Source organism: Providencia rettgeri (genome assembly GCF_023205015.1).
Taxonomy (GTDB): Bacteria; Pseudomonadota; Gammaproteobacteria; order Enterobacterales; family Enterobacteriaceae; genus Providencia; species Providencia rettgeri_E.
Window position 1 is genome coordinate 1,986,565 of the sequence record NZ_CP096258.1, and the last position, 23,962, is coordinate 2,010,526.

The following is a 23,962-nucleotide window of genomic DNA, read 5'->3' on the forward strand; positions in this document are numbered from 1 at the left end:
AAAATAACGTAATTATTTTTCACGGTTAAAAAAAACAATATTGTGGTATGGTTCATGATGGCAATGTCATCAGCGGCTGTGCTCTCTTTACAGGCTGTGAGGGTAATTCATCATAGACCTCAGACACTATTGTGCAACTTTAAATAAAGATAGTACATAACGAGTAATGCGAACACTAAACAACAAGAGTCATCGTTAATAATGATCCCGTGTATATCAGAAGCTCCTCATCTTAGTCATTTAGTCATCGAGTTCTTGCATGAGCTACAAGAACAGGGTTTTACTGGGGATAACGGCACCAGCTATGCTGAGCGTTTATCTATGGCGACGGACAACAGTATTTACCAACTATTACCTCAAGCGGTTCTGTTTCCACGTTCGAGTGCAGATGTACAAATTATCACTCGTCTTGCAGGGCAAGCAAAGTTTCGTGAGCTTAGCTTTACACCTCGGGGAGGAGGGACGGGAACTAATGGGCAATCCTTAACTGAAGGGATTGTTGTCGATATGTCCCGTTACATGAACCGTATTTTAGAAATAAACCCAGAGCAAGGTTGGGTTAAAGTTGAGGCAGGGGTCATCAAAGACCAATTAAATCAGTACCTCAAGCCTTACGGTTATTTCTTTTCACCTGAATTATCCACCAGTAACCGAGCAACGTTAGGTGGGATGATCAACACTGACGCATCAGGCCAAGGCTCATTAGTTTATGGAAAAACGTCTGATCACGTATTAGGTGTCAAAGCCATGGTGTTAGGTGGTGAATGCCTAGATACACGCGCTATGCCTATCGAACTCGCCCAAACGATTGCGTCAGAAGATTCTACGGTGGGGCGCATTTATAAAACGGTGTTAGAACGCTGTTTAGAGCAACGTCCATTAATTGAAGAAAAATTTCCTAAGTTAAACCGTTTCCTAACTGGCTATGATTTACGTCATGTATTTAATGATGCACTAACCGAATTTGACCTTACCCGCATTTTGACTGGGTCTGAAGGGTCTTTAGCCTTTATTACCGAGGCGACGCTTGATATCACACCTTTGCCAAAAGTACGGCGCTTAGTAAATGTAAAATATGACTCTTTTGAGTCCGCATTGCGTAATGCGCCTTTTATGGTTGAAGCGAAAGCACTGTCTGTTGAAACCGTGGATTCAAAAGTACTTAACTTGGCAAAAGAAGACATCGTTTGGCATTCCGTAAAAGCCTTAATTACAGATGTGCCAAATAAAGAAATGTTAGGGTTAAACATCGTCGAATTTAGTGGTGACGACGAAGATGAAATCAATCAATTGACTGAAAGCCTGTGCCAACGCTTAGACGAATTAATGGCAAGCAACCAAGCCGGAGTGATTGGCTATCAAACTTGTCATGATCTTGAAGATATTACGCGTATTTATAACATGCGTAAAAAAGCGGTTGGGTTGTTGGGTAATAGTAAAGGCGCAGCGAAACCAATTCCATTTGTTGAGGATACCTGCGTTCCCCCTGAGCATCTCGCAGACTATATAGTAGAATTTCGTGCATTATTAGACAGTCATAACTTGAATTATGGCATGTTTGGCCATGTAGATGCAGGTGTCTTACACGTTCGTCCCGCACTTGATATGTGTGATCCGCAACAAGAAGTATTGATGAAACAAATTTCTGATGAAATTGTGGCATTAACCGCGAAATACGGTGGACTACTGTGGGGGGAGCATGGGAAAGGTTTCCGTGCACAATATAGCCCTGAATTTTTTGGTGATGTGTTATACGCTGAACTGCGTAACATCAAAGCCGCTTTTGACCCCGATAACCGTTTGAACCCGGGTAAAATCTGTCCGCCTGCAGGGCTAGATGCACCGATGAAGCAGGTTGATGATATCAAGCGAGGAACGTATGACCGGCAAATTCCAGTCCAAATGCGCCAAGAATTCCGTGGTGCAATGGAGTGTAATGGCAATGGGCTGTGTTTTAATTTTGATGTGAAAAGTCCGATGTGCCCGTCGATGAAGGTGAGCGGTCAACGAGTCCATTCCCCGAAAGGCCGCGCGACACTTGTTCGCGAATGGTTAAGGTTACTCGCGGAACAAGGCGTTACACCAGAACACCTTGAAAAAGGTATTACACAAAGCCAACCAACATTGCGTGGTCTCATAGAGAAAACCCGTAACACTTGGCGTGCGAAGCAAGGCGATTATGACTTCTCTCACGAGGTGAAAGCCTCAATGGCAGGGTGCCTTGCCTGTAAAGCCTGTTCAACTCAATGCCCGATCAAAATTGATGTGCCCTCATTTAGAGCGAAATTTTTAGCGTTGTACCATGGCCGCTATTTACGTCCTATTCGGGATCACATTGTTGCGAACGTTGAAGCAAGTGCCCCATTATTTTCCAAAGTGCCGGGGGTATTTAATTTCTTTTTGCGTCAACCAATGGTGCAAAAATTGAGCCAACACACTATAGGTATGGTGGATTTACCGTTGTTTTCTCAACCCACGTTAAAACAAGAACTTTCAGGGCATGCCGCAGTTTCTGTCACGCTTGAACAACTTGAAAGTATGACGGGTTCACAGCGTGAAAAATATGTGCTGGTGGTTCAAGACCCTTTCACCAGTTATTACGATGCCAAAGTAGTGGCAGATTTTGTCCGCTTAATCGAAAAATTAGGCCTTAAACCTGTATTGTTACCGTTCTCACCGAATGGAAAAGCACAACACATCAAAGGTTTTTTAGCGAAGTTTGCGAAAACAGCACGTAAGACTGCGGACTTTTTAAATCGAGTGGCAAAGTTACAGCTGCCAATGGTTGGTGTTGACCCTGCGCTGGTACTTTGTTACCGCGATGAATATCATGAAATTTTAGGCAAAGAACAATGCCAATTTACGGTGATGTTGGCGCATGAGTGGTTAATGACATTGCCTGAACCACACAATATGCAAACGGCATCGGCTCAACCGTGGTATTTTTTCGGTCATTGTACGGAATCAACGGCTTTACCTAATAGTGCGAATCAATGGGCAGCGTTATTTGCTCGCTTTGGGCAAACATTAAATAATGTTAGTGTTGGATGTTGTGGCATGGCAGGGACTTATGGGCACGAAGTAGCGAATCTTGAAAATTCAAAAGGAATTTATAACTTATCGTGGAAAGGTGCAATGTCTCCTTTACCAAAAGATCGCTGTTTGAGTTCAGGTTACTCTTGCCGTAGCCAAGTTAAGCGAATGGAAAATGTAGCAATAAAACATCCTATTCAAGCCCTGTTGGAGATAGTTTAATGATTTGGAAACGTCAATTTAATTTGCAACAACTCGCTGAAATGTCAAAAACCTGCATGTTAGGGCATCTCGGTATTGAAATAACGGCAATTGGAGATGATTATTTAGAAGGAATAATGCCTGTTGATCATCGTACCAAACAGCCTTTTGGGTTATTGCATGGTGGTGCTTCCGTTGTATTAGCTGAATCCTTAGGTTCAATTGCGGGTTATATGTGCTCGGAAGGGGAACAAAAGGTGGTCGGGTTGGAAATCAATGCAAACCATGTTCGTGCTGCTCGTTCAGGGGTTGTGAAGGGGATTTGTAAACCTATTCATTTAGGGCGTCGCCAGCAAGTGTGGAATATTGAAATTTTCAATGAACAAGGAAAATTGTGTTGTACTTCTCGCCTGACAACTGCGGTATTATTTGAATAATAACCATTTTAAATATAGGGTTTTTGGCTAATCAAAGGCTGGATAACCCTATAAAACCCTTTTCATTGTGTGGCTTTATGGCCATTCTTTCTATAAATTCATTTTTATCAAGTTAATTAAGTTGTATAATAAATGCATCTTTATTAATTTGTGTCATTTAAGTGTATTATTTAGTACAAATTTAAATGAAAAACACAACTCTATTTACTTGTTATTTATCAATGAATTATGCTGGTTTTTCTAGGGTGCTGTTTGTTTTTTAATCTAAGAGTGAGCAAGAAAAGAGCTAAAATAGCTATAACCTCTTAAAACAAATGGTTGAAGTCAATTAGCTAATCATTACCATAGGGTAGGCAGAGTTAATCTCTTGATAACAGGCTGAAAAGCCATAAGAAATGTGGGGTCAATATGACTGACGGTGTAGAGACATTTTCATTTGATGAAAACAATTGGCAGGGAGTTAACCTGACACAAAGCGCTGCAAAACAAATCAAAAAATTGATGGTGCAAAACCCAAACACAAAAGGGCTTTCACTCGGCGTAAAACAGTCTGGCTGCGCAGGTTTCGGTTATGTGTTTGAGATGATCGAAAACCCAACAGACCAACACCTGTTATTTGAACTCGATGGCGCACACCTTTATGTGCCAAAAGAAGCAATGCCATTTATTGATGGCACAGTCGTTGATTTTGTCCAAGAAGGGCTGAATCAAATTTTCAAATTTAATAACCCGAAAGCCCAACATGCCTGTGGGTGTGGTGAAAGCTTCGGCGTTTAACATGTGAAGTCAGATTATGTCACAGAGCAATGTAGAAGTTGGCGATGATGTTCAAAGCTGGCTTGATGACCAGCGTTATAAAGAAGGCTTCTTTACTGAAGTCGCAACTGATGAAATGGCGAAAGGTATCAACGAAGATGTGATCCGTGCCATTTCAGCAAAACGTAATGAGCCTGAGTGGATGCTCCAATTCCGTCTTGATGCCTTTAATCACTGGAAAGGCATGGAAGAACCTCATTGGCTGAAAGCGAATTACCCAAATCTCGATTATCAGGACTACAGCTATTACTCAGCGCCATCTTGTGGCTCATGCGATGATACTTGTGGTTCGCAAACTGGTGCGACACAAGGCACTGGTGTGGCTGAAACCAATAATTATTTAACCGCTGAAGTTGAAGAAGCCTTTAACCAGTTGGGTGTTCCTGTCCGTGAAGGGAAGGCCGTTGCGGTAGATGCAATTTTTGACTCGGTCTCGGTATCAACAACGTACCGTGATGACCTCGCGAAACATGGGGTTATTTTTTGTTCGTTCAGTGAAGCTATTCAAGAGTACCCTGAACTGGTACAGAAATATCTCGGCTCAGTTGTTTCGAGCCATGATAACTTTTTTGCGGCATTAAATGCGGCGGTAGCTTCAGATGGTACGTTTGTGTATGTACCAAAAGGCGTACATTGCCCAATGGAGCTATCAACGTATTTTAGGATCAACGCAGCCAAAACAGGCCAGTTTGAGCGTACGATTTTAATTGCCGATGAAGGTAGTTATGTCAGCTATATCGAAGGGTGTTCTGCACCTGTTCGTGATAGTTATCAGCTTCATGCTGCGGTTGTTGAAGTGATTATTCATAAAGATGCTGAAGTGAAATATTCAACAGTCCAAAACTGGTTCTCTGGTGGAGATAGCGAAGCGGGTGGGATCCTGAACTTTGTGACTAAGCGCGCACTGTGTGAGGGTGAAAATTCTAAAATGTCATGGACGCAGTCAGAAACAGGCTCTGCCATCACATGGAAATACCCAAGCGTCATCCTAAAAGGGGACAACTCAGTCGGTGAATTTTACTCCGTTGCATTAACAAACGGCAATCAACAAGCGGATACCGGAACGAAAATGATCCATATCGGGAAAAACACCCGTTCCACGATCATTTCTAAAGGTATTTCTGCGGGTAAAAGCCAAAACAGTTACCGTGGTTTAGTAAAAATTTTACCGAGTGCACATAATGCACGTAACTTTACCCAATGTGACTCTATGTTAATTGGTACACAGTGTGGTGCACATACTTTCCCCTATGTGGAAGTGAAAAATAATACGGCACAGCTCGAACATGAAGCAACAACCTCACGCATTGGGGAAGACCAGTTATTTTACTGTTTACAACGTGGTATCAGCGAAGACGATGCAATTTCAATGATTGTAAATGGTTTCTGTAAGGATGTGTTCTCGGAGCTCCCATTAGAATTTGCCGTAGAAGCACAAAAATTACTGGCGATCAGCTTAGAGCACAGCGTGGGCTGATCCTAATCGAGTTTATTTGCGCTAAAGCGCTAAAGGCATGTAAATATGTTAAGTGTTAAAGATTTACACGTGAGTGTAGAAGGTAATGAGATTTTAAAAGGGTTATCTCTGGAAGTAAAACCGGGGGAAGTTCATGCCATCATGGGGCCAAATGGCTCAGGTAAAAGTACATTATCAGCCACACTTGCTGGCCGCGAAGAGTATGAAATTGATAGCGGTGAAGTAACGTTTAAAGGTAAAGACCTGTTTGAATTAGATCCCGAAGAGCGTGCAGGGGAAGGTGTTTTTCTCGCATTCCAATACCCAGTCGAAATTCCAGGGGTCAGTAACCAATTTTTCTTACAAACGGCAGTTAATGCGGTTAGAGAATATCGCCAGCAAGAAGCATTAGATCGTTTTGATTTTCAAGATTTTATTGAAGACAAAATCAAATTATTAGAAATGCCAGAAGATTTGCTTGCGCGTTCTGTCAACGTAGGTTTCTCCGGTGGTGAGAAAAAACGTAATGATATCTTGCAGATGGCAGCACTAGAACCTCAATTGTGTATCCTCGATGAAACTGACTCCGGTTTAGATATTGATGCACTGAAAATTGTGGCTAACGGGGTGAATTCATTACGCTCGCCAGAGCGTTCATTCATCATTGTCACTCACTATCAGCGTATTTTGGATTATGTGAAACCTGACTTTGTCCATGTGTTATATCAAGGGAAAATCATCAAATCAGGTGATTTCAGTTTAGCGAAAAAACTGGAGGAGCAGGGTTATGGCTGGCTTATTGACCAACAGTGAAAGAGCACAAAAACGTGCAGAAGTTGCGAAGCTGAATGAGCAAGCTATGTCACGTTTTTCTGAATTATTTGAGCAGCGACACGGTGCGAACTCCCAACATGCTAAAACGCATTGGGAAATGGCAAAACAAGTTGGCTTACCGGTGTTCCGCCATGAAGATTGGCACTATACACCACTAAATACGGTACTTGAGGCTCAGTATCGTTTTAGTGACGGTGATGTTGTAGAAAAAGAGTGTGAGGCATTGGCTCTGCCGATTGATGCATATCGCCTTGTTTTAATTGATGGGCGCTATAGTTCAACATTAAGCTCCATTGATATGGGGCCATTCCAAGTGGCTTTGCTTGATAACCAAGACTTGCTTCCTTCGCCTGTAAATAGCGAGATCTTCTTGCATTTAACTGAAAGCTTGGCGGTACAACCGTTAGTTATTCACCTTGCGGCAAATAAAGTAGCAGAAAAACCATTATATCTGCTGAATATTTCAACGGGGAGCGGCGATAAACAAGCAACAAATATTAGCCAGTATCGCTACCATTTAACGTTAGATGCAAACAGTAAAGCCCAAGTCATTGAGCATTATGTCAGTTTGAATGACGAAATGCACATGACGGGCAGCCGCTTAACGGTTGAAGTTGGTGATAATGCAGACTTTAGTCACTTTAAGTTAAATGTTGAAAATGGTCAGTCTCAGCATTTTGCTCACAATGATATTGTTGTTGGTCGCGATAGCCGTGTGAAAAGTACGAGTTTTTTACTTGGCGCATTATTAACGCGTAACCATACCAGTGCTCGCCTTGATGGTGAAAATACTGAGTTAGAACTTAACAGTATATTGTTACCTAAAGGCAATGAAATTGCAGATACGCGCACGTATTTAGAGCACAATAATAGCTACTGTAATAGTCGCCAATTACACAAAGTCATTGCAATGGATAGCAGTAAAGCTGTCTTTAATGGCATGATTAAAGTGGCACCGAACGCATTAAAAACGGATGGTCAAATGACTAACAACACGTTGTTGTTAGGTGAGAAAGCAGAAATTGATACCAAGCCTCAGCTTGAAATTTATGCTGATGACGTAAAGTGTGGTCACGGTGCAACAGTCGGTCGTATTGATGACGAACAACTGTTTTATCTGCGTTCAAGGGGAATTGAGGGGAAAGCAGCAAAACATATGATTATTATTGCATTTGCTGCGGAACTTACAGAATCTATTGAATCGGAAGAATTAAAACACGCTGTGATGGCAAACATCCGCCAGCGCTTAGCGGAGGTTTAATATCCATGTCATTCAATGTCGCATCAGTCAGGCAGGATTTTCCTGCCTTATCTCAGTCAGTCAATAATCATCCGCTGGTTTATTTAGATAGCGCTGCAAGTGCGCAGAAGCCTTTGCAAGTTATTGAAAAAGAAAGCGAGTTTACACTGCACCAATATGCCGCGGTTCACCGCGGTATACATACTCTTAGTGCAAACGCGACGACAATGATGGAAGACGTTCGTCAAAAAGCAGCCGCTTTCATTCATGCCGCTTCAAATGAAGAAATCGTGTTTGTTAAAGGTACGACGGAAGGCATTAACCTTGTTGCAAACAGTTTTGGGCGGAAGTATTTCCATGAAGGGGACAATATTGTCATCACTGAAATGGAACACCATGCGAATATTGTACCTTGGTATATGTTAGCAGAGGAAATTGGCTTTGAAATCCGTATTATACCAATTTCAGATGATGGTAGGCTGCAATTAGATGTATTAAAGGATGTCATTGATTCACGCACGCGATTGCTGAGCTTTACACATATCTCTAATGTATTAGGAACAGTTAATCCCGTTCAGGATATCATCAAGCAAGCACGAGCCATTGCGGCTTCAAAAGGCGGTGAGATCGCGGTATTGGTCGATGGCGCGCAAGGTGCAATGCATCAGCAGGTTGATGTGCAAGCCTTAGACTGTGATTTCTATGTGTTTTCAGGTCACAAGCTATATGGCCCGACGGGTATTGGTATCCTTTACGGTAAAAAAGCTATTTTGGATATGATGCCTCCATGGGAAGGTGGTGGGGCGATGATCCGCCAAGTTAGCCTGACCAAAGGGATCACTTTTGCTGATGCACCATGGCGCTTTGAAGCAGGAACACCGAATGTAAGCGCAATTATTGGTTTAGGGGCGGCATTCGATTATTTAAATGCACTAAATTTATCTGATGTATTTACTCATGAAGCCGAAGTGATGGCTTATGCGTCTAAGAAATTACAAGAAATACCGTCCATTAGATTGTATGGTAATGACCAACGGGAAGGGGTACTCGCTTTTAATTTAGGGGAGCACCATGCCTATGATGTGGGGTCTTTTCTTGATAGATATGGTATTGCAATCCGTACTGGCCATCATTGTGCTTTACCGTTAATGGAACATTATCATGTTCCCGCTATGTGTCGTGCTTCAGTAGGAATTTATACCACTAAGGAAGAGGTTGATTTCTTATTCAATGCGTTACAGCGCATCAAAAAATTGTTAGGCTAAGCACATAAGAAACACAGAGTAAAGGAAATGAGCATGCCCGCATTACCCGATGAAAATAAGTTATTACGCAATTTCTCTCGCTGCCAAGATTGGGAAGAACGCTATCTCTACATGATAGAATTAGGGGGGCGTTTACCTGAACTCACCGCGGTGCAAAGATGCGATAATAATTTAATCGCCGGTTGCCAAAGTCAAGTGTGGATTGATATGCAAAAACAAGCTGACGGGACAATTACGTTTGCAGGTGACAGCGACGCTGCAATCGTTAAAGGGTTAGTTGCTATTGTGATCATTCTTTTTCAAGGTAAAACGGCCCAACAAATATTAGCACTCGATGTTAAGTCATTTTTTGAGCAATTAGCATTGGAGCAGCATTTAACACCTTCACGCACTCAAGGCTTAAATGCGATGATCCGTACAATTTTATCGCGCGCGGCACAATTCGAGTGATCCTACCGAGGGGAGCGTTATGCATGCTCCCTTACCTATATTTTACTTCTTAGGTGTTACTCTTTATCTGGGTAACACACTAAATTCACCGTGTTTAACGATATCTAACTATATTTTAACCATCATAAAAAGACAGCGCTCTTATTAATACTTAATAAAAATATTTATTTAGTATTAAAGATATGAAAGATAGTTGCTATTATGAACAATAATCATTGAATTATTGTAAGAATATTATTTTCCTTGGAGTAGATATGAAAAGAGTTTTGACGGTGGTAAGTTTGTTTGTCATGAGTGCCTTATTGGCTCCAGTTCAAGCAAAAGAATACCCATTACCTGATAGTAACACTCGCCTTATCGGGGAAAATTATACGTACATCGTCCCCAATGATGGGCGGCCGTTGGAAGCCATTGCCAGTGAGCACCAAATTGGCTTACTCGGTATGCTTGAAGCTAACCCAGGAACAGATCCATACCTTCCTGAAGCGGGTAAAGAACTTATCATTCCAGCACAAATGCTATTGCCGTCAACACCAAGAACAGGGATCGTGATTAATTTGGCAGAGCTGCGTTTATATTATTACCCAGCGAACAGTGAAGAAGTGATCGTATACCCTATTGGTATTGGTCAATTAGGTCGTGATACACCTGAAATGGTGACTTCAGTAAGCCAATCAATTAAAGACCCTACATGGACACCCACGGCAAATATTCGTAAAAATTATGCGAAAGAAGGTATAACGCTTCCTGCTGTCGTTCCTGCTGGCCCTGAAAACCCAATGGGCTTATATGCATTACGGCTAGCACATGGGCGTGGTGAATATCTGATCCATGGTACTAATGCGGATTTTGGGATTGGTATGCGAGTGAGCTCCGGTTGCATTCGTTTACGTCCTGATGATATTGAAGCATTATTCAAGACAGTACCAAGAGGAACACGTGTTCAAGTTATTGATCAGCCGGTAAAATATTCTAAAGAACCTGATGGTAGTTATTACATCGAGGTGCATCAGCCATTATCACGGACAAGTAATGATGACCCTCAAACCATGCCAATCAAGCTATCTGACGATTTTAAGCGTTTTCTTGAAAATGAAGGGGTTGATAAGGCTTTAGTAGAAAAAGAGCTAGCAAGGCGTTCTGGTATGCCTGTGCGTGTTAATAATGATCAGGGTAACAGTATTCCTGAAAGTGAAACACAACACGAAGGTTTAGTGCCTATTGAACCATTCTCTATTTCACAACCAGAACCTATCTATGATGGTAAAGTTGGTGCTTTGTTACCTGCGAAATACCGTTCTTCTGTTGTAAATCAATAATCCTGACAAATAATAAGGGCCTATTTTCATAGGCCCTCATAAATACTATTAGCTTCAAAGAAGCGTCGTATCAGCTAGATAACGACCAAATCGAACTTATTTTTTGTAAGTACGAACTTGGTTATCTAAACGCTGGTTAGCGCGTGCTGCTTCTTCTTGAGCTGTCTGTACGTCAGAACGCAGAGACTGAACGTCGTTGCTCAGTTGATCAACTTTACCATTCAGAGTTTGCACGTCTGAAGAGAGTTTTTGCACTTCAGTGCTGTTAGAACAACCCGCTAGTAATGCTGAAGCTAATACGATAGAGCCCAGTACAATTTTAGTACGAATCATTATTTTACCCTCTAGATTGATTTATCTTGAAAATATAAAAAAGCAAGTCACCAAACAATAGAGCTAAGCTTGTTATCTTAAAGCTTGCTATATCCCTTTAAAACAACCTAATGAAAATTAGGGTATGGCACTTACTATGTCTTATGCTAGTACTAAATATAAAGTTTTGCTAGAAATACTTTATATTTAGTACTAGGAAAAAGGAGAAAAATTTAAACTAAGAATAATAAAGGTTGTTATTTGACCAATCCGAGTGTGTTTTATGATATCACTCTTAAATTGCGGTAAGATATTTACTAAAGAAAAGGAAATAAAGGAATAGTTACATCAAGGAAGCACTTAATGTTAAATCTAAATAAAAAAGGCCGATAGCAAAAATAGTCACTATCAGCCTCTATAAGGAAATTAAAAATTAAAGTACATGAACTGAAGATGTGTTGGTTGTGCCACTTTGTACTAATGCTCCAGAAACCATTACAACAGCATCACCAGAAACCGCTAAGCCACTTTCAAGCGCTGCGCGTTTACCTTCACGATAAAAATCATCTGTGGATGTAAAACCACCTACAATCATTGGGATCACACCTTTGACTAACAGTAACTGGCGGGCAGTTTCTTCATTAGTCGTTAACGCGAGGATTGGCGCAGTAGGGAAATATTTACGAACAGATTTAGCAGACTTACCGCCGTAGGTTGCAACAACGATTAGTGGCACGTCTAATTTTTCAGACATTTCCACTGCACCACGACAGACTGCCTCAGTGACACGTAAGCGTTGGCTTGGTTTTTGGCTATCAATGCGAGTTTGCATGATACGGTCTGTACGCTCACAGATAGTTGCCATAATGGTAACAGCTTCTACTGGATATTTACCTTTAGCGCTTTCACCAGACAGCATAACTGCATCTGTGCCGTCTAAAATAGCGTTGGCCACGTCGCCTGCTTCTGCGCGGGTAGGGCGTGGGTTTTTGATCATTGAATCTAACATTTGCGTTGCAGTAATGACGACTTTACGTGCAGCGACACATTTTTCAATCATCATTTTTTGTGCAAAAATAACTTCTTCAACAGGGATTTCAACGCCTAAATCACCACGAGCAACCATGATGCCGTCAGAAGCTTCTAAAATTTCATCAAAGTTATTTAAACCTTCTTGGTTTTCAATCTTCGAAATAATTTGGATGTTCTCGCCACCATGTTTTTTCAGATGAGCACGAATTTCTTCAACATCAGAGCGCTTACGGATAAAAGAAGCTGCTACAAAATCAACACCTTGTTCGCATCCAAACACTAAGTCTTCTTTGTCTTTTTCAGCTAACGCTGGCAGGCCAATGGAAACGCCTGGTAGATTAACCCCTTTCTTCTCCCCGAGGTCACCGTTATTTAAAACCTCACAGACGACTTCAGTCGCAGTGACATTAGTCACTTTCATACCAATTAAGCCGTCATCAACTAATACGGTATTGCCGACTTTTAAATCTGAAGTTAAGCCTGAGTATGTCACAGCAACTTTATCTTTATTACCGATCACGGAAGTGTCGGTAGTGAATGTAAAGGTTTGGCCTGCAACGAGAGAAACGTCGTTACCACCTTCCAATTTCATGGTGCGGATTTCAGGGCCTTTAGTATCGAGTAAAATAGCAGCTTGTTTACCTGTTTTTGCACAAACAGAGCGAAGATTTTTAATACGTTGACCGTGTTCTTCATAGTCACCGTGAGAAAAATTTAGGCGCATGACATTCATGCCCGCATCAAGGAGTTGAGTCAGTTTTTCTTCTGATTCGGTTTTTGGACCGATAGTACAAACAATTTTAGTTTTTTTCATGGCAGTCTATCTAATGTTATAAAGGAAATCGGTATTGCCGCCGACGCTTAGTACATTTAATAAATCGTGCGCATATAAAATTTTGTTGCGCAACTCATTTACAAGAATAGGCGACAGTCTGGTGTTTAATGCATTTATACACTTAAATTTGTCACATTTTGATTCTTATTATAGTGTAGATGACAAATTCAATTAAAGCTAACGTATTGATTTGCTACTGTTGAAACCTTTCAGCCAGCGCGGGTATTATAGACAACAAAAAACTGTGAGACAAATCAAATTTTACTAAATTAGAAGAAGAGGCCATTTAGATCAAAAATTCAATTGATATTAAGTAACCTAATTTGTTGCGCAACAAATTAAGGGAATGATAGTAAACAATCAAGAAAAATTTTAAGGTGGGAGGCATGATAACAAAATGGTGCGTCCGAGTAGACTCGAACTACCGACCCCCACCATGTCAAGGTGGTGCTCTAACCAACTGAGCTACGGACGCACTGAAAAGTTTGGATTGTGTTAATTTGAAATGGTGCGTCCGAGTAGACTCGAACTACCGACCCCCACCATGTCAAGGTGGTGCTCTAACCAACTGAGCTACGGACGCACTGAAAATTAACATTGTGTTCACTAGAAATGGTGCGTCCGAGTAGACTCGAACTACCGACCCCCACCATGTCAAGGTGGTGCTCTAACCAACTGAGCTACGGACGCATTTAAAAGTTATCTAGGTGACAACGGGGATGAATATTAACGTTATGAGGTTCATCTGGCAAGGGGAAAATGTATTTTAGTGATAGTTTGCTCGTATTTAAAACTATCTGGTGCGAAATACACCTTCCCCCATAATAAAAAGCTTAAAAAACCGTCAATTAGCGTGCTGAGCGAAGTAGAATAACATCCTCTGTCTGCTTATGGATCCACATAATACGTGTTGCCATACCTATCGCAGCTGCGCTTAATCCAATGATAAAGCCAATCCAAAAGCCTTTAGGGCCCATAGCCGGTGCGATAATATCAGTTAATGCTAAGATATAACCGGAAGGTAAACCAAGTAACCAATATGCGGTGAAGGTAATAAAGAAAATAGAACGTGTATCTTTGTAGCCACGTAAAATTCCCGCACCAATAACTTGCACAGAGTCTGATAATTGATAAATAGCGGCATATAGCATCAAACTACTCGCTAAAACAACCACTTCAGGGTTTTTGTTATACATCATTGCAATCGGTTCACGGAAGACCGCAGTGAGAACGGCGGTAAAACAAGCGATCATTAAGCCAACAGCAATACCAGTATAAGATGAAACTTTAGCGGCTTCAGTCGATTTCTGTCCTAAGTTATAACCTACGCGAATGGTTGCAGCTATTCCTAATGATAATGGGAACATAAACATCACGGAGCTGAAATTTAATGCAACTTGATGGCCAGCGACTGCAACAACACCTAATGGGGCGACTAACAAGGCGACGACGGCAAATAAAGTGACCTCAAAGAAAAGTGCCAGACCAATAGGGGTACCTAATACGATAATTCGCTTTAAGATTAATGGATTTGGCGATGTGAAAGAGACTGTAGGGCGAATATCGCGCTGCGCAGTAGCACGTTTCACATACCATCTCATCATCAGACACATAGCCCAATACACTGATGCGGTCGCGACACCACAGCCCACACCACCTAAAGCTGGGGCACCAAAGTGACCATAGATAAAGATATAGTTAATGGGAATATTAATCATCAAGCCAAGAAAACCAATCACCATCCCCGGTTTGGTTTTTGAAAGCCCTTCACATTGACTACGATACACCTGATAAAATAAGTATCCTGGGGCTCCCCACATAATAGCATGTAAAAAACGGACAGACTTATCCGCCAATTCTTTATCAATATGGGGCATATTGCTGATAATAAGCTGGCTATTATAAAGAAGACACATAATACCTAAGGCTAAAAGCAGCGCTAACCACAGCCCTTGTTGAATTTGGTCTCCAATCAAGTTACGACGGCCTGACCCATTCATTTGTGCAACGATTGGAGTTAAAGCCATCAAAATGCCCTGGCCAAAAAGAATAGCTGGCAGCCAGATGGAAAACCCAACTGCAACTGCGGACATCTCAATTTCACTAACACTTCCAGCCATAACGGTATCCACAAACCCCATTGCAGTTTGTGAAAATTGAGCCAAAACGATAGGAATACCAAGTGCCAACAAGCTACGCGCTTCTGTAAAATATTTCTGCACGCATACACCTTTGTAATAAAAGAAAATAAGAGGAAAAAATCAGAAAAATAAATGAGTTACTAAGTTCTCATTGATTATTAAAAACCGCTCATTCTATCCCTTTTCTAAATGGATTCCAATAATGATATGGTAACAAACTATAAAAGAGCATTTTAGAACCTAATATATGGATAAATACTCGATTTATTAACGTCTTGTTTATCACTCAAATAGGATAGATCTCTAAAAATTCTGATGTAAACTGAGCTTATTAATCCACTACACTGGGAATCATTATGTTTACAGGCATTGTCCAAGCGACCGCTCCTATTATTGAAATTACAGAAAGAGCCAACTTTCGAACTCATGTAATGAAATTTACCCCTGAATTACTTATAGGTTTAGAAACAGGGGCTTCCGTTGCGCATAATGGTTGTTGTTTGACGGTAACGAAAATCGATGGTGAGAGAGTCAGTTTTGATCTAATTAAAGAAACTCTGAGATTGACTAACTTAGGGGAATTACAAGAAGGTGATGTTGTTAACATCGAACGCGCCGCAAAATATGGTGACGAAATTGGCGGCCATATCGTTTCTGGTCATATCATGACAACAGCTGAAATTAGTAAAATTTTCACATCCGAAGATAACCACCAAATTTGGTTGTCAATTCATGATAAAGCTTTGATGAAATATATTTTGCATAAAGGCTTTGTGGCGATTGATGGCATCAGTTTAACGGTGGGTGATGTCATCAATAATCGGTTTTGTGTACATTTAATCCCAGAAACATTAGAGAGAACAACACTAGGTAAAAAACGCTTGGGTGATAAAATAAATATAGAGATAGACCCACAAACGCAGGCAATTGTTGATACGGTTGAACGCGTTTTAAATCAAAAAGAACAAGAAAAGTTATTACAGCAAGCAGAAGAGTTGGCTAATGTAGCAAAAACAGAGTGAATAGGCATTAAAGCAAGCAATTGCGTTATTTATGTTAAAGATAAATAGCGATATAAGCAATCAGGTAGGCTATAGCAATAGTAGTTTATGCTATAGCCTGAATAAAGTATGGTTGGATTTTGTTTATTGAATATAGGTTACGGAGTTCTATTAAATAAAGAAGGTTAAAATTGCTTAAAAATACAATGCGCTCTAGTTTTCATTATTAATAGATCATTTTTCACTAAAATTGACAGAAAAGCTAGCGTTATCACGTTCAATTGCTTCAACTAATCGCTTGAAATGCGGACTGTTTTTATGCATCTCTAATGCCTGAGTGTCTTCCCATTCCTCGAAAACAATGTAACCATTTTCTTTAGCCATAAGATCATATTGAATGCATCCTTTCTCTCGGCGGCTTAGTTTTGCTAAGTCACGAACGATTTCTTTCGTTAAATACCCATCCGTCCTTTCTGTTGTAATTTGGGCATACACAACAATACTCATTCCGTTCTCCTTATGTATTAAGAACTATCTTAATGGGTACTTAGTTTTTGTATTGTAAAAAAGCGAATAACTTGATTTTAAAAATGCCGACGGCGTCATAGTAAAGTATCTTTTAAAATCACGGTAAAAGTGGGATTGGTCATAATAGCCTGTTTCAAACCAGCGGTAGGTATCTGGTTCTACTACCATACTTTTTAAAACGTGCTCTAAGCGACAATTGATCTGGTACCTTTTTGGTGTAATACCGTATTCTTTTAAAAACTCTTTTTGAATGACTCGGAGATGTAAACCTGTCTCTTCGGCAATTTCAGTGATTTTTTTAGTTGGGTTACGATATAGCAACTCTAAAATTTCATCTGTGAAATGAGACTTTTTCTTGGCTTTTGTCCTATTAAAGCAATCCAACAACTCTTTGAATGAAGAGTTAGCTAAAGCTTCAAACCAACGGTCTTTCCATATGTCATTTAGTGCGATGGGTTTATCAGTATAATTTAGTGTTCTTTGAGGCAGAAGAAAACGCAATGCATCATGACGAATACGTAATACCATAACTTTTGAAAAATTAGGGCTAGCAGTAAATGTGTTGACTCTAGGAATAATCAGCTGATAAGGGTCTGCGACTGAGTTGCTTTCAGTTGTCATGTGAAATGTATCTGATGAAACCCAGATTTCAGCACCTGTTCCAGGAAAAATTTTAATTGCCTCTGTAAACTCTTTGATTATTAAAATAGAGCTAACAAAGGATTTTAATTCATCTGGTGGATAATACTGTTTTAACATCATTCTTGAGCACTCATTATTTAATGTCGCAATGATAACGTTTTTTAACAAGAAAATTAACCATGAAACATCTATATCTTAGTAGATAACAAAAAAAAAGCCTTATTTATTAGTGAAATCCGCTTAGGTTAAGGGGTTTTGACAAGAAAGTTCAGGTTTTGTGAGCTAAGAATAATGGGTGATATAGAAAAATACTTAATAAATGTTACGGTATAACCATAAGAGTTATACATTGGAAGAAGTTTTTGGGAATTAGTTAAATATCAATCATGCCGATTATATACGGCATGATTGATTCGACAAGCTATACTTTAGGAGGTCGTTTGGCAATCGACCTGCTCAAGATCTTGATTATTTTTATTGCCGCAGCGTTGCATAAAATAACCAATGGTCATTGGAATAATGGTAACCGCCATGACACCCGTTGTTGCTAACAATGGGTCTAAACTCAGGGCTGAAACAAGTAGGCTTGCTAAGAAACATAGACCTAATTGTAAGGCATTTTGCAATGCAGCTGCTTTACCACTCGCGCTAGGAAATACATTTAGTGCTTTGGATACTGCAATAGGATAAGAGGCCCCGTTCATTGCCGCCATAAAGCAAAATGGGATCAATATCATGGTTAATGATGGTGTGGTATAGATAGCCATGATAAATAAAATAGACATGCTTACCGCGTAACCAATTAATAATAATGGAAATAGCGTTTCTGCGCGAACTTTTGCTAATAAAATGCGGCAGCCATATCCACCAACAATAAAGGCTAAAGTTTGTGGAATATAGCTCAAACCAATATCAGCAGGGTTGAAGGCCATGTCACGTAAGATAAAAGGTGACCCGGTTAACCAAGCGAAGAAACCCGCGCTACAGGATGCATAAACCAGCACGTTACCGCTGAAAACAGGGGAACTGAGCAAGTTTGAGAAAGAAATCTTAGTTTCTGGTTGGTTATCATCAGTTATTGTTTTAACTGAAACATTTTTCAAAAAGAGTGTCGGTAATAAAAGTAGTATGCCCACCGCCATTAGGATCAGGAAAATTGCTTCCCATGTTTGGTGCTCTAGAACCCATGCTCCTAATAATGGGGCTAAAGCCGGGGATAGCGCGACTAGTGGCATGATAGAAGCAAAGACTTTCTGGGTATTTGCCTCATCATAGCGGTCGATAACAAGGGCTTGCCATAAAACTGCCGCGGAGCAGACCCCAACAGCCTGTAAAAAACGTAGTGTTAATAGCTGTGTTGCGGTTTCGACCCAATAAATGGCTAAGCTACTGATAATGAAAATAGTTAAGCCCACAATTAGCACAGGCTTACGGCCAAGTTTGTCTGATAATGGCCCCCATAATAGCTGAGCAAAGGCAAAACCAGCTAAAAAAATACTGAGAGAAGCACTGATGGCGCCTTCAGAGGTATGCAAGGTGTTTTGCATAGCGCCAAATGCAGGTAAATACATATCAATGGCTAAAAAACCTAGCATACTAAGTCCTGCAAGGTAAACCATAAAACCCGGAGAATTTTTTTTCACAGTATTCGACATAATTATTACTTATCTGATATTTAAAAAATTGTTAATGATGATGTCATTGTATAGGCTATTTTTTTAGGTTGTGAAACGGTAATATTTGGATCTTGCCATCAAAATTTTTGAAAGGAGAGGTTATGTGGTCTGCGCATGCACTCGAAGTGATTGATGCAGTTGCTCGAACTGGAAGTTTTAGTGGTGCTGCTGATGAATTGCACCGTGTACCTTCTGCAATCAGTTATACCGTCAAGCAAGTTGAGGAATGGCTTGCTGTTCCTCTATTTGAACGCCGACATCGCGATGTTGTTCTGACAGAAGCAGGGGCGATATTTATTAAGGAAAGTCGTTCTGTTATCAAAAAAATGACAGATACAAGACATCAATGCCAGCAAGTTGCAAATGGCTGGCGCGGGCAATTTAGTATTGCTGTTGATTGTATTGTTAAACCCCAAAGGACAGAACAATTACTTATTGATTTTTATCGTCATTTTCCCGATATTGAACTTTTTATTCACCCTGAAGTGTTTAATGGAGTGTGGGATGCACTTGCTGACGGACGTGTAGATGTTGCGATTGGAGCGACTCGAGCGTCCCCGATAGGCGAAAGATACAGCTTCCGTGATATGGGTTTTATGCCGTGGATGTGTGTCGCAAGTCCAGAACACCCATTAGCCCAAATAGGTGAGAAACTGACTGATGACCAAATGAGAGAGTACCCGAGTTTGTGTCTTGAAGATACCTCTCGTAACCTTCCCAAACGTGATACTTGGGCACTTGATAACCAACGTCGGCTTGTCGTGCCTTACTGGGAAAATGGTTTAGCTTGTTTGGTTAATGGGCTATGTGTTGGAATGGTACCGGAGCATCGAGCAGCTCCGCTTTGTGAAAAAGGCCAATTAGTTGAACTAGCATTAGCACAGCCATTTCCACCCAGTCCTTGTTGTTTAACTTGGGTGGAAAATAGTACATCACCCGCGCTCCGTTGGTTATTGGATTACCTTGGTGATAATGAAACGCTCAACGCAGAGTGGCTTTCAACTTAACGATTTGTCTTATCGACGATAATCGATAAATGGCCCGTCAGCGACAGAGCGACGCTCTACAAGGCGAGGGTGAACTTCAATTGTTTGAGCATCTTCGCGCTTATTAATGATACGGTCGAGCAGCATGGTGAAGGCCATTTGGCCTAAACGCTCTTTGGGTTGGTGGATAGTGGTCAATGCTGGTGTGAAATAGCGCGCATTTCGCACATTATCATAACCAATAATTGAAATGTCTTGTGGAACGCGTAGCCCCATTTCATCAGCCGCACAAATGGCTCCCATCGCCATGATATCGCCACCACAAAATACCGCAGTAGGACGTTGTTTATGGCTTAAAATTTGCATCATTGCTTTATAGCCAGATTCAGGTTCGAAATCACCTTGTACTATCCACTGGTCTTTCAGTGTGATCTTTGCTTCTTCCATTGCTTTTTTGAAGCCTGTTAAGCGGCCGATACCGGTGTTTCTTTCAAGCGAGCCAGGGATCACACCAATATCACGGTGCCCACGGTCAATTAAATAGCGGCCTGCAAGATACCCACCATGGAATGAATTATCAATAATACTGTCTGTAAAATCACCTCGGGAGGTTCCCCAATCCATCACCACCATTGGGATATTACGATAGTCTTCAAGCATACTAATTAACGTATCTGGATATTCAGAACACATCACAAGTAGGCCATCAACGCGCTTTTGCGCTAACATTTGCAAATATGCTTTTTGTTTTCCCAAATTATTATGAGAATTACAAAGTATAAGTGTGTAACCTTTTTCATAACAACTATTTTCAACTGATTCAATTACTTCTGCGAAATAAGGGGCTTCGCTTGAGGTTGCGAGTAAGCCAATCGACTTTGTATGATTAACTTTTAAACTACGGGCAACCGCACTTGGCGAATAATTAAGCTCTTTAATTGCAGCCCAAACCGCAGCCTTAGTGTCATCAGCCACAAAGCGCGTTTTATTAATAACATGGGATACGGTTGTGGTGGATACGCCAGCGCGCTTCGCCACATCTTTAATCGTTGCCATGGGGGAAAAAAACTCCTGACCAATAACCGGTCTCTATAATAATTCTTGTTAAAAAATTACCTGCATATTGATGCATTGATCCTTTGCTGGCAATAATTTAGCGATTTGTTGTCGATTTTGTCTGATCTAGCGCAAAAACGAAAGAAATAATTGATGTTATAACATGTGATATAGACACTAGTTTTACTTTTTTAGATATGTATACTTAATAACCTTAATTAATGAGTGGTTATTTGTTAATTCAATGACATTAAAATGAGAGGAACTCATGGATACAGATTTTAAATATGGATTGCTTGCTGCATTGGGCTCATTAGCACTGATTATTTTTCTTGCTGCACATATTTTCTGATTTTATTCCAGCCTCGAGTAGGTGAAATAAAAGGGCGAGTATATCTCGCCCTTGTCAATTTAGTCTTTGTTTCGATACTTGCTAGAGGACTATGCTAAGTTTTCTTCCACAAATTTCCAATTAACCAGTGCCCAGAAGTTTTCTAAGTATTTAGGACGGGCGTTGCGGTAATCGATATAGTATGCATGCTCCCAAATATCAACGGTTAACACAGGTTTGTCGTCACCAGAGATTGGGGTCGCAGCATTCGATGTATTGACGATTGCAAGGCTACCATCTGCTTTTTTTACTAACCAAGTCCATCCAGCACCGAAGTTTTTGGTTGCGGCATCAGTAAACTGAGCTTTAAATTCAGCAAAAGAACCGAATGCTTTATTAATCGCTTCCGCAACTTTGCCTGTCGGCTCGCCACCAGCGTTTGGCGCTAAGCAATTCCAATAGAAAGTGTGGTTCCAAACTTGTGCCGCGTTGTTAAAAACCCCAGCTTCAGAAGTTTTGATAATTTCTTCTAAAGATTTTCCTTCAAAGTTAGTACCTTTGATGAGGTTATTTAAGTTAACAACATAAGTGTTGTGGTGTTTACCATAGTGATATTCTAAGGTTTCTGCAGAGATATAAGGTTCTAAAGCATCTTTTGCATACGGTAAAGCGGGTAGTTCAAATGACATTGCGTACTCCTTGATTGCTTTTATATCAAAATACTCAGGGTGTTTGCTCTTAAAATGAGCAAAATAATATGTCACAGCTTATCATTAGAGTTTCGCCTATTGGCGATATGATACTTAATATATTAATAATAGCACGATCAACCTTACAAAGGTAAAGGTAATGATGCGGCTAAGATGCTAACAGATAAATAGAAAAATTACAGATAAAAATCATATAGATATTGTAGGTGGGGAACCTAAGTACATTAAATTTCAGTTCTTACCTAGAAATAGCTACTTGTTTGACTTAGGTAAAGAGAAGATAGAAAAGGTGCCTTTTTGTTTTTTGGAATGTTATAGTAATGCCCCTATAAAACTGGCATATTGTATGAAACAATTCAGTTTCTTATTATATCAGTCAATGTGTTCTGTTAAGTTGAGGTAGACTCTCAGTTACCGGCTGACTGCAAAACCTGCATCTTTGTTTTAAGGAAGTTAAAAATGACAACTATTGAAAGAATTGAGCGCCAAATTAAAGAAAACCCAATTTTATTATATATGAAAGGCTCTCCTAAACTTCCGAGCTGTGGTTTTTCTGCTCAGGCAGTACAAGCTCTGTCTTCTTGTGGTGAACGTTTTGCCTATGTTGATATCTTGCAAAACCCAGATATTCGTGCGGAACTGCCAAAATATGCAAATTGGCCAACTTTCCCTCAACTGTGGGTTGATGGTGAGCTAGTCGGTGGTTGCGATATTATCATGGAAATGTTCCAGCGTGGTGAGCTGCAATCTCTAATTAAAGAAACGGCTGATAAATACCGTTCAGCAGATGAAGCTAGCGCAGACTGATTTAAACAATAAATAAAAGACTAAAAAACCGTATTTGGTAAAAGCATTGATGACTTTCTACTAAATACGGTTTTTTTATATTATTGCTATTGATAAAAAGTTATTGAGAATCTTCAATAATTGGCCAGCCACCCAATTTTTTCCATTTATTAACAATTTCGCAAAATAGCAGAGCGGTGCGATTCGTATCATACAGGGCGCCGTGTGCTTGTTTGCCATCAAATGGGATACCTGCAGAAACACATGCTTTTGCTAAAATTGTTTGACCAAATGTTAAGCCACTTAATGCCGCGGTATCAAAGGTTGCAAATGGATGGAACGGGTTACGTTTTAAACCTGCTCGTTCGGCGGCATTCATGACAAAACTGTGATCAAAATTTGCGTTATGAGCAACAATAATTGCGCGATTACAATCAGTATTTTTCATGCCTTTGCGGATGACTTTAAATATTGCATGAAGAGCCTCATATTCGCTAACAGCACCGCGTAGAGGGTTAGTTGGATCAATTCCAGTAAAGGCAAGAGCGGATGGCTCAAGATTTGCGCCTTCAAAAGGTTCTACATGAAAATGTAATGTTTCATCCATGGAGAGCCAGCCGTCTTTATCCATTTTTAAGGTGATGGCTGCAATTTCTAACAGGCCGTCAGTTTTTGCATTAAACCCACCTGTTTCAACATCAATAACGACAGGATAGTATCCCCTGAATCGGTTCACTAGGGCATTTGGATTGTTTTTTTCAGACATTAGGACTTTCAGTTTTAGTTTTCTGGTTGGATGACATTATGCCAAAACCAGTAAAAATTTGCAGGTAAAGGGTGATAAAAGTTTAGGTGTTAGAATAGGCACCTAAACT

21 protein-coding genes and 3 tRNA genes are annotated in these 23,962 nt (G+C 40.4%); 12 read left to right on the forward strand and 12 right to left on the reverse strand.

What is annotated here, in order from left to right:
• The first annotated feature begins 201 nt into the window (after positions 1–201).
• The 9 genes from ydiJ (at position 202) to M0M83_RS09150 (ending at position 11,051) form a co-directional block, all read left to right on the forward strand.
• Complete coding sequence (gene ydiJ / locus M0M83_RS09110) at positions 202–3,255, forward strand: D-2-hydroxyglutarate dehydrogenase YdiJ (RefSeq protein WP_248468332.1); 3,054 nt, start codon at positions 202–204, stop codon at positions 3,253–3,255.
• Positions 3,255–3,671: a 1,4-dihydroxy-2-naphthoyl-CoA hydrolase gene (menI, locus tag M0M83_RS09115; RefSeq protein WP_094961759.1), complete on the forward strand. Its 417-nt coding sequence runs from the start codon at positions 3,255–3,257 to the stop codon at positions 3,669–3,671. Before ydiJ ends, menI begins: the two co-directional genes overlap by 1 nt.
• A 408-nt stretch (positions 3,672–4,079) precedes the next feature.
• A complete protein-coding gene (gene sufA, locus M0M83_RS09120) occupies positions 4,080–4,448 on the forward strand; it encodes a Fe-S cluster assembly scaffold SufA (RefSeq protein WP_102139709.1) in 369 nt (122 codons plus the stop codon).
• A 16-nt stretch (positions 4,449–4,464) separates the two neighbouring features.
• Positions 4,465–5,964, forward strand: a complete 1,500-nt coding sequence (sufB, locus tag M0M83_RS09125) for a Fe-S cluster assembly protein SufB (protein ID WP_213913257.1) — start codon at positions 4,465–4,467, stop codon at positions 5,962–5,964.
• A gap of 45 nt (positions 5,965–6,009) precedes the next feature.
• Positions 6,010–6,756, forward strand: a complete 747-nt coding sequence (gene sufC / locus M0M83_RS09130) for a Fe-S cluster assembly ATPase SufC (protein ID WP_004263776.1) — start codon at positions 6,010–6,012, stop codon at positions 6,754–6,756.
• Positions 6,731–8,038, forward strand: coding sequence for a Fe-S cluster assembly protein SufD (sufD, locus tag M0M83_RS09135; RefSeq protein ID WP_248468333.1), 1,308 nt, complete (start codon positions 6,731–6,733; stop codon positions 8,036–8,038). The genes sufC and sufD overlap by 26 nt, the downstream gene beginning before the upstream one ends.
• Positions 8,039–8,043: 5 nt before the next feature.
• A complete protein-coding gene (sufS, locus tag M0M83_RS09140) occupies positions 8,044–9,282 on the forward strand; it encodes a cysteine desulfurase SufS (RefSeq protein ID WP_213913255.1) in 1,239 nt (412 codons plus the stop codon).
• 33 nt (positions 9,283–9,315) lie between these two features.
• On the forward strand, positions 9,316–9,732 hold the full coding sequence (gene sufE / locus M0M83_RS09145; protein WP_125890970.1) for a cysteine desulfuration protein SufE: 417 nt from the start codon (positions 9,316–9,318) through the stop codon (positions 9,730–9,732).
• A 254-nt stretch (positions 9,733–9,986) separates the two neighbouring features.
• The gene (locus M0M83_RS09150; RefSeq protein ID WP_213913254.1) at positions 9,987–11,051 is read left to right on the forward strand and encodes a L,D-transpeptidase family protein; all 1,065 of its coding nucleotides are present in this window, start codon (positions 9,987–9,989) and stop codon (positions 11,049–11,051) included.
• A gap of 96 nt (positions 11,052–11,147) precedes the next feature.
• Here the strand turns inward: M0M83_RS09150 and M0M83_RS09155 are convergent, their stop codons facing one another.
• From M0M83_RS09155 to M0M83_RS09180, 6 genes are all read right to left on the reverse strand, one after another.
• Positions 11,148–11,384 (reverse strand): major outer membrane lipoprotein, encoded by a 237-nt coding sequence (locus tag M0M83_RS09155; protein ID WP_004263789.1) that lies wholly within the window; start codon positions 11,382–11,384, stop codon positions 11,148–11,150.
• Positions 11,385–11,796: 412 nt separating this feature from the next.
• A complete protein-coding gene (pykF, locus tag M0M83_RS09160) occupies positions 11,797–13,209 on the reverse strand; it encodes a pyruvate kinase PykF (protein ID WP_125890972.1) in 1,413 nt (470 codons plus the stop codon).
• A 419-nt stretch (positions 13,210–13,628) separates the two neighbouring features.
• Positions 13,629–13,705 (reverse strand) — tRNA-Val (locus M0M83_RS09165).
• Between the two features lie 31 nt (positions 13,706–13,736).
• Positions 13,737–13,813 (reverse strand) — tRNA-Val (locus tag M0M83_RS09170).
• A gap of 30 nt (positions 13,814–13,843) precedes the next feature.
• Positions 13,844–13,920 (reverse strand) — tRNA-Val (locus tag M0M83_RS09175).
• Between the two features lie 158 nt (positions 13,921–14,078).
• Positions 14,079–15,452 carry an MATE family efflux transporter gene (locus M0M83_RS09180; protein WP_125890973.1) on the reverse strand — a complete coding sequence of 458 codons (1,374 nt, stop codon included), beginning with the start codon at positions 15,450–15,452 and terminating at the stop codon, positions 14,079–14,081.
• A gap of 275 nt (positions 15,453–15,727) precedes the next feature.
• Between M0M83_RS09180 and M0M83_RS09185 the strand changes: the two genes are divergently transcribed.
• Positions 15,728–16,393: a riboflavin synthase subunit alpha gene (locus M0M83_RS09185; RefSeq protein WP_248468334.1), complete on the forward strand. Its 666-nt coding sequence runs from the start codon at positions 15,728–15,730 to the stop codon at positions 16,391–16,393.
• A 213-nt stretch (positions 16,394–16,606) separates the two neighbouring features.
• On the opposite strand, the gene M0M83_RS09190 is transcribed toward M0M83_RS09185, so the two are convergent.
• The 3 genes from M0M83_RS09190 to punC all read right to left on the reverse strand — a co-directional run bounded on the left by M0M83_RS09190 (position 16,607) and on the right by punC (position 19,197).
• On the reverse strand, positions 16,607–16,879 hold the full coding sequence (locus tag M0M83_RS09190; RefSeq protein ID WP_102139700.1) for a putative quinol monooxygenase: 273 nt from the start codon (positions 16,877–16,879) through the stop codon (positions 16,607–16,609).
• Positions 16,880–16,903: 24 nt separating this feature from the next.
• Positions 16,904–17,710: a helix-turn-helix transcriptional regulator gene (locus M0M83_RS09195; protein ID WP_248468335.1), complete on the reverse strand. Its 807-nt coding sequence runs from the start codon at positions 17,708–17,710 to the stop codon at positions 16,904–16,906.
• Positions 17,711–17,970: 260 nt separating this feature from the next.
• A complete protein-coding gene (gene punC / locus M0M83_RS09200) occupies positions 17,971–19,197 on the reverse strand; it encodes a purine nucleoside transporter PunC (protein WP_248468336.1) in 1,227 nt (408 codons plus the stop codon).
• Between the two features lie 122 nt (positions 19,198–19,319).
• Here punC and punR point away from each other — a divergent pair, with 122 nt between their 5' ends.
• Complete coding sequence (punR, locus tag M0M83_RS09205; RefSeq protein ID WP_213913250.1) at positions 19,320–20,225, forward strand: DNA-binding transcriptional activator PunR; 906 nt, start codon at positions 19,320–19,322, stop codon at positions 20,223–20,225.
• Between the two features lie 9 nt (positions 20,226–20,234).
• On the opposite strand, the gene purR is transcribed toward punR, so the two are convergent.
• Together purR and sodB are read right to left on the reverse strand one after the other, a co-directional pair.
• Positions 20,235–21,260, reverse strand: a complete 1,026-nt coding sequence (gene purR, locus M0M83_RS09210; protein WP_125890977.1) for an HTH-type transcriptional repressor PurR — start codon at positions 21,258–21,260, stop codon at positions 20,235–20,237.
• A gap of 441 nt (positions 21,261–21,701) precedes the next feature.
• Positions 21,702–22,280: a superoxide dismutase [Fe] gene (sodB, locus tag M0M83_RS09215; protein ID WP_102139696.1), complete on the reverse strand. Its 579-nt coding sequence runs from the start codon at positions 22,278–22,280 to the stop codon at positions 21,702–21,704.
• Between the two features lie 480 nt (positions 22,281–22,760).
• On the opposite strand from sodB, the gene M0M83_RS09220 reads away from it, so the two are divergent.
• Positions 22,761–23,108 carry a Grx4 family monothiol glutaredoxin gene (locus tag M0M83_RS09220; protein WP_102139695.1) on the forward strand — a complete coding sequence of 116 codons (348 nt, stop codon included), beginning with the start codon at positions 22,761–22,763 and terminating at the stop codon, positions 23,106–23,108.
• Between the two features lie 100 nt (positions 23,109–23,208).
• Here M0M83_RS09220 and rnt read toward each other — a convergent pair whose 3' ends face one another.
• On the reverse strand, positions 23,209–23,853 hold the full coding sequence (gene rnt, locus M0M83_RS09225) for a ribonuclease T (protein WP_248468337.1): 645 nt from the start codon (positions 23,851–23,853) through the stop codon (positions 23,209–23,211).
• Between the last annotated feature and the right edge of the window lie 109 nt (positions 23,854–23,962).

Coding starts and splice junctions, on each gene's coding strand:
- M0M83_RS09155 (WP_004263789.1), bottom strand. CDS start 11,384: ATGATTCGTACTAAAATTGTACTGGGCTCTATCGTATTAGCTTCAGCA.
- M0M83_RS09185 (WP_248468334.1), top strand. CDS start 15,728: ATGTTTACAGGCATTGTCCAAGCGACCGCTCCTATTATTGAAATTACA.
- sufD (WP_248468333.1), top strand. CDS start 6,731: ATGGCTGGCTTATTGACCAACAGTGAAAGAGCACAAAAACGTGCAGAA.
- purR (WP_125890977.1), bottom strand. CDS start 21,260: ATGGCAACGATTAAAGATGTGGCGAAGCGCGCTGGCGTATCCACCACA.
- sufA (WP_102139709.1), top strand. CDS start 4,080: ATGACTGACGGTGTAGAGACATTTTCATTTGATGAAAACAATTGGCAG.
- M0M83_RS09150 (WP_213913254.1), top strand. CDS start 9,987: ATGAAAAGAGTTTTGACGGTGGTAAGTTTGTTTGTCATGAGTGCCTTA.
- punR (WP_213913250.1), top strand. CDS start 19,320: ATGTGGTCTGCGCATGCACTCGAAGTGATTGATGCAGTTGCTCGAACT.
- menI (WP_094961759.1), top strand. CDS start 3,255: ATGATTTGGAAACGTCAATTTAATTTGCAACAACTCGCTGAAATGTCA.
- punC (WP_248468336.1), bottom strand. CDS start 19,197: ATGTCGAATACTGTGAAAAAAAATTCTCCGGGTTTTATGGTTTACCTT.
- sodB (WP_102139696.1), bottom strand. CDS start 22,280: ATGTCATTTGAACTACCCGCTTTACCGTATGCAAAAGATGCTTTAGAA.
- sufB (WP_213913257.1), top strand. CDS start 4,465: ATGTCACAGAGCAATGTAGAAGTTGGCGATGATGTTCAAAGCTGGCTT.
- ydiJ (WP_248468332.1), top strand. CDS start 202: ATGATCCCGTGTATATCAGAAGCTCCTCATCTTAGTCATTTAGTCATC.
- sufE (WP_125890970.1), top strand. CDS start 9,316: ATGCCCGCATTACCCGATGAAAATAAGTTATTACGCAATTTCTCTCGC.
- M0M83_RS09220 (WP_102139695.1), top strand. CDS start 22,761: ATGACAACTATTGAAAGAATTGAGCGCCAAATTAAAGAAAACCCAATT.
- pykF (WP_125890972.1), bottom strand. CDS start 13,209: ATGAAAAAAACTAAAATTGTTTGTACTATCGGTCCAAAAACCGAATCA.
- sufS (WP_213913255.1), top strand. CDS start 8,044: ATGTCATTCAATGTCGCATCAGTCAGGCAGGATTTTCCTGCCTTATCT.
- M0M83_RS09190 (WP_102139700.1), bottom strand. CDS start 16,879: ATGAGTATTGTTGTGTATGCCCAAATTACAACAGAAAGGACGGATGGG.
- rnt (WP_248468337.1), bottom strand. CDS start 23,853: ATGTCTGAAAAAAACAATCCAAATGCCCTAGTGAACCGATTCAGGGGA.
- sufC (WP_004263776.1), top strand. CDS start 6,010: ATGTTAAGTGTTAAAGATTTACACGTGAGTGTAGAAGGTAATGAGATT.